The 4,770-nt window shown below is 43.5% G+C and carries 6 protein-coding genes; 1 reads left to right on the forward strand and 5 read right to left on the reverse strand.

Features of this window, described 5'->3' with window-relative positions; genetic code table 11:
• The first annotated feature begins 225 nt into the window (after positions 1-225).
• On the forward strand, positions 226-843 hold the full coding sequence (locus VFM80_RS09785; RefSeq protein ID WP_395071642.1) for a porin family protein: 618 nt from the start codon (positions 226-228) through the stop codon (positions 841-843).
• A gap of 291 nt (positions 844-1,134) precedes the next feature.
• Here VFM80_RS09785 and folE2 read toward each other — a convergent pair whose 3' ends face one another.
• From folE2 to VFM80_RS09810, 5 genes are all read right to left on the reverse strand, one after another.
• Entirely contained in the window at positions 1,135-2,034 is a 900-nt protein-coding gene (gene folE2 / locus VFM80_RS09790; RefSeq protein WP_395071643.1) for a GTP cyclohydrolase FolE2, read from the reverse strand.
• A gap of 39 nt (positions 2,035-2,073) precedes the next feature.
• Positions 2,074-2,505, reverse strand: a complete 432-nt coding sequence (locus tag VFM80_RS09795) for a 6-pyruvoyl trahydropterin synthase family protein (RefSeq protein WP_395071644.1) — start codon at positions 2,503-2,505, stop codon at positions 2,074-2,076.
• A 151-nt stretch (positions 2,506-2,656) separates the two neighbouring features.
• Positions 2,657-3,694 carry an ACR3 family arsenite efflux transporter gene (gene arsB / locus VFM80_RS09800; protein WP_395071645.1) on the reverse strand — a complete coding sequence of 346 codons (1,038 nt, stop codon included), beginning with the start codon at positions 3,692-3,694 and terminating at the stop codon, positions 2,657-2,659.
• A 1-nt stretch (position 3,695) separates the two neighbouring features.
• A complete protein-coding gene (locus tag VFM80_RS09805) occupies positions 3,696-4,142 on the reverse strand; it encodes a DUF6428 family protein (RefSeq protein WP_395071646.1) in 447 nt (148 codons plus the stop codon).
• Positions 4,143-4,163: 21 nt separating this feature from the next.
• A partial coding sequence (locus VFM80_RS09810) for a protein-tyrosine-phosphatase (RefSeq protein WP_395071647.1) occupies positions 4,164-4,770 on the reverse strand: 607 nt, incomplete at its 5' end.

Here is a 4,770-nt window from a genome sequence, read left to right on the forward strand (position 1 = left end):
TGTATAGGGTGATTTAGTTCTTAAAGCTAAACCATAGCTAATCTTATTTCCATCCCCGGGCTTCAACCTACTCAAATAGGGTGAATCCTTTCAGGTTCACTGAGACGGGGATGAAAATCTGCAATCCCAATCTGAACAAAATCGTTAAAAGAAATCTGTCATCAGAGTTGGGTTAGAACAGAAAATAGTAAGAAAGCTATATCCAACAATTAAACTAATACAAAAATGAATAAAATAATTAAATCAACAATTGCAGTAATAATTATGTTTTTTATTACCGGAGCAGGCACTTTTGTCTATTCACAGAATATGTCCTTCGGTGTAAAAGCAGGAGTAGATTTCGCCAACTGGGGTGGAAAAGATGGCAGAGATTCTAATATGGATATAAATCCGGGCTTCCAAATTGGAGGATTTGTTGAATCACCGCTTTCAAGATCTTTGGAACTTGAATCCGGACTTTATTTAGCAACAAAAGGTGCCAGAGGAGAGGAAACTATTCAGAATGTTAATCTTAAAGTCCGGTCCACATCCTACTATCTTGATCTTCCCGTACTGGTCAAATATTCTCTTCCTACAGGTTTTAACCTATTTGCAGGACCTCAATTCTCCTATCTGGTTGACAATAAATGGACCTGGGAGTTTGATGGAGATAAAGAATCAGAGTGGAGTACAGAGGGTGCCAACAGGTTTGATCTGGGTATGGTAGCTGGAACCGGTTATAAATTTCAAAATGGGTTTCGCATCAATGCCAATTACGATCTGGGACTTTCAAAACTTGGTAAAAATGACAACAGTAAAGTTTACAACCGGGTAGTTAAGGTATCAGTTGGATACACTTTTTAATTAAACAATTCCATTTAAGCGATCAACATGTGCCTTCTGACAGCAGAAGGCACATAATTTATAAGCAACAAATGTGAGGCTCACGCTACATAATGTTACATGAGGCTCTATACATACTAAATGACTAATTCCTCTTGTCCAATCTCCGAAAAATAACAAACTCACTGGCAGCCACCGGACGGGTTATATTCGATGATCCCATTGGGATCGTTTAACGACCAGGTCAATCCTCAAATCCTGTAAATCATGGTTCCCAACCAGTAGCATTATTTACAGCGAACAAATTACAAATTATCTTAGCCCATTTGGCAGGCCTTTGCAAATACGGCTTACGGCATCATGACTGTGCAGGCTTTCCATGTGTACACAGCGTACCACGAAGTCGCGGATGCTGTTGTAGCTGTCTAGTTCATCATAGAGCAGTCGAGCGGCATCCTCCACAAATTTCTGAAAGGCTCCATTGAGTTCGGCGAATGCCTGCTCGTCTTCGCGCTTTACCATTACCTGAGTTTCTGTCTTAAGGGCATTCCGGCAGATCTGAACCAGATCTTCCACAAAAAATTCATCTTTTAAAGCAACCGTTACATTAGCCACACTGCGCTGACTGTGAGGAATGGCAGCCACCTCTCTTGTCTCACGGGCATGTTCAGCCAGTTCATAGCTGCATGGACACGCACTGCTGTATTCAAAATCAATATGCATGTATTTCTGGAACTGATCGTAGTTATCCAACCGGCCTTCCAGCTGTACTTTATAGTACTGATATCCTTTCATTCCGGAACGCAGACTGTCCATTATCATCGGGTAGTTGAATGAGATTCGCAGAAACGACTCCTGACTTTCGAGATCCTCTTTATAAGCTTTCAGAATTTCCTCCAGCCGATCCAAATGAAAGACCTTGTCTTGGAACTTGTAGAAGGTCCGCATGATGCGGCTCATATTGATCCCCTTCTTATCCATTTCGAGGCTTACATAGCCATCTATTGAAGCCTCAAGCGTAATGGGCTCTCCCTCTCTCCTCCTGAATTTTAGCGGAAGCTTGAAATTGGAAATCCCCACTTGCTGAATGGGCACATTTGCTCCCTCGATCAGAGAGGCCGGACCGTTTTGAAGGTCGGGCAAAGATTCTTTGTATTCTGGGGTTACCGTAAAAGTAGGGTCGTAGAGCCGTTGTACTTGTTGAGAGATCATAGTTCTTGGGTTACTGCTAATTGGATAATAAAGAGACTTTTAAATTCCCCGATAAGGACAGTATTCGGCGATATTTCGTTCCGTCTCGAATAATTTCACCATATATAATTTCCCGCCATTGGTGCAGGCGGCTTCCACTTCCGGGCGTAATTGCCCGAAAAAGGCGCGGACTAGATTTTCCGTGGTCGGGATAATTCCCTGCAGGAAAGGGACATCCAGATTCAAGTTCCGGTGATCGCAGGGCTCCAGTATTTTTTCTTTGATGATGGATTTGAGCTTTCCAAGATCGATGATGAATCCTGTTTCCGGATCCGGCTCTCCCGCTACCGTCACTTCGATCACATAGTTGTGACCGTGCCAGTTGGGAAGATTGCACTTGCCGAAGGTATCCTGATTCCATTTATCGCTTTTGTCAGAATTATGGAGTCGGTGTGCGGCGTTAAAATGAGCTCTGCGTGTTACGAATATCACTGTTTCGGGCGTTTGTTAAGTTTTCAGGTGATTAAACATTGAAAAAATATAAACAGTTCTGCAAGAGGAAAGTTTTTTTATTAAAGGAGTCAGAACTCTGGAGTCAGAAGATTTTTTACTGAGTTCTGATTCCTGAGTTCTGAATTCTTTCTTAATATTTTAGCCTGCTTTTATTTGCAAACTTCACCAGCGAAAGCATGATCGGAACTTCGATTAACACCCCTACTACCGTTACTAAAGCAGCGCCGGATTGCAAACCGAACAGTGCGATGGCAACGGCTACAGCAAGCTCAAAGAAGTTACTGGCGCCGATCAAAGAACCCGGTGCGCACACCTGATACGGCAACCCGATCTTCTTCCCACCGTACCATGCAAGCGCAAAGATGAAATAGGTTTGAATGATCAGCGGAATGGCGATCAACAGAATATCCAGCGGTTGAGCCACGATCCTTTCCCCCTGGTAAGCAAACAACAAGATGAGCGTGATCAGCAAGGCAGCAATAGAAACCGGTTTGAATTTGGGAAGGAACTTTGAAGTGTACCACTCTTTTCCTTTTCGGCTGATTACAATTTTATGGGTAAGATAACCGGCTAAAAGTGGTATCACCACAAAAACAATGATTGAGGCAGCCAATGTATTCCATGGAATGGTAATGTCGGTTATACCGAGCAACAATCCTACAATAGGAATAAACAAAACGAGGATCAGAATATCATTCACCGAAACCTGCACCAGGGTGTAATTAGAGTCGCCATCCGAGAGATAGGACCATACAAAAACCATGGCGGTACATGGAGCGGCTCCCAGTAAAATGGCTCCGGCGATGTATTGGTCAGCCAACTCAGGACTCAGCCAAGCCGAGTAGAGCTGATCAAAAAAGACCCATGCAAAAAAGGCCATGGTGAAGGGCTTGATCGCCCAGTTGATGATCACTGTCCATACTACGCCTTTGGGTGACTTCCTGATCTCTTTGAGTGAGGCGAAGTCGACCTGAAGCATCATCGGATAGATCATCAACCAGATCAAAATAGCAACGGGAATGTTTACTTTGTAGATCTCCCAATCGCTGATCACTTGTATAGAATCACCAGCAACAAAACCAACGCCGATTCCAATTGTTATGCAAAGCAAAACCCACAATGAAAGGTACCGCTCGAAAAAATCCATTCGTTTTTCTGAGTCTGTCATCTTAGCAGCAGACTCCCATTTCTTCCGTTTTACTTAGGCTTGGCTTACAAACGGTCGGTTTCACGGTTAGCATAATGGTCACATCCTGAGAGGTTTCTACGATCCGTCCCACAGAATACCGAACGGTTGGGTGCGAAGAATCACCAAACTCTATAAATAATTCGGCATCATTCCTGTACTCGATCTTCTTGCCCACGATCTCAAAGATCTTCAGGGCTTTCTCGGTTCTCCATTCTGCTACGTCACTCGAAGTTTCGTTGATCCAAAGCTGAACTACAGTTTCATCGTACTGATGCTCATTGCCTCCGCAATCCACAGAATCCACTTTGTGATTTTGAATTTCCGTGATGTGGAGGTCGCCTGAAAGCCGGGTATCATCCGGCAAAATGAAGAAAAGGTCTTTGTTTGTATTTGATACTAATGTGTCTATAAAATTTTGGGTATTCATGGTTTTTACCTCATGTCATTGTTAATTCTTTGATCTTACTAAATTCATCATATAAAACATTTCAGTGGCAATCTGCCGACACCTTTCATCATAGACTTCCGCTTCCTGATCGGTCCCGTCCGCCTCTTTTGGATCGATATAGGTAATGGCTTTTCGGAATTCAGCCCCCGACACAAAGGGACAATTTTTATCGGCATCCGAGCAAGTCATGATGGCGGCAAAGTTTTTATCCGGGTTGAAATTATCGTCGAATTTCTTGGAGAAGCAGATCATGGGTTTAGCATCATCACTGAAGGAAAGCTCGTATCTGGGATTTTCTACGCCCGGATCTTTCACCTCAAATCCGGCTCTCTTGATCGCTTCAACTGCTCTTGAGTTGAAGGCCGTTGCTTCGGTCCCACCAGAATAGGTTTCTATATCTTCTATTCCATAATGGTGAGCAGCGGTGGCTGTCCAGATCTGCGCTAAGTGACTCCGCCTACTGTTATGCGTACAGATGAAATTAAGCTTGGCCAATTCCCCCGACTCTATTTTTGAGCGAATGTATTCTACAACTTCCCGAAGCTGCCCTTTTCTTTTCGTAGGAATGGAGTCAAATCCGGATTCAAGTTCGGTGATGTATGTTTTT

Source organism: Gracilimonas sp., assembly GCF_035704785.1.
GTDB lineage: Bacteria > Bacteroidota > Rhodothermia > Balneolales > Balneolaceae > Gracilimonas.

Excerpts from the sequence above, each read along its gene's own strand:
- VFM80_RS09785 (WP_395071642.1), top strand. The coding sequence starts at position 226 with ATGAATAAAATAATTAAATCAACAATTGCAGTAATAATTATGTTTTTT.
- folE2 (WP_395071643.1), bottom strand. The coding sequence starts at position 2,034 with ATGATCTCTCAACAAGTACAACGGCTCTACGACCCTACTTTTACGGTA.
- arsB (WP_395071645.1), bottom strand. The coding sequence starts at position 3,694 with ATGACAGACTCAGAAAAACGAATGGATTTTTTCGAGCGGTACCTTTCA.
- VFM80_RS09805 (WP_395071646.1), bottom strand. The coding sequence starts at position 4,142 with ATGAATACCCAAAATTTTATAGACACATTAGTATCAAATACAAACAAA.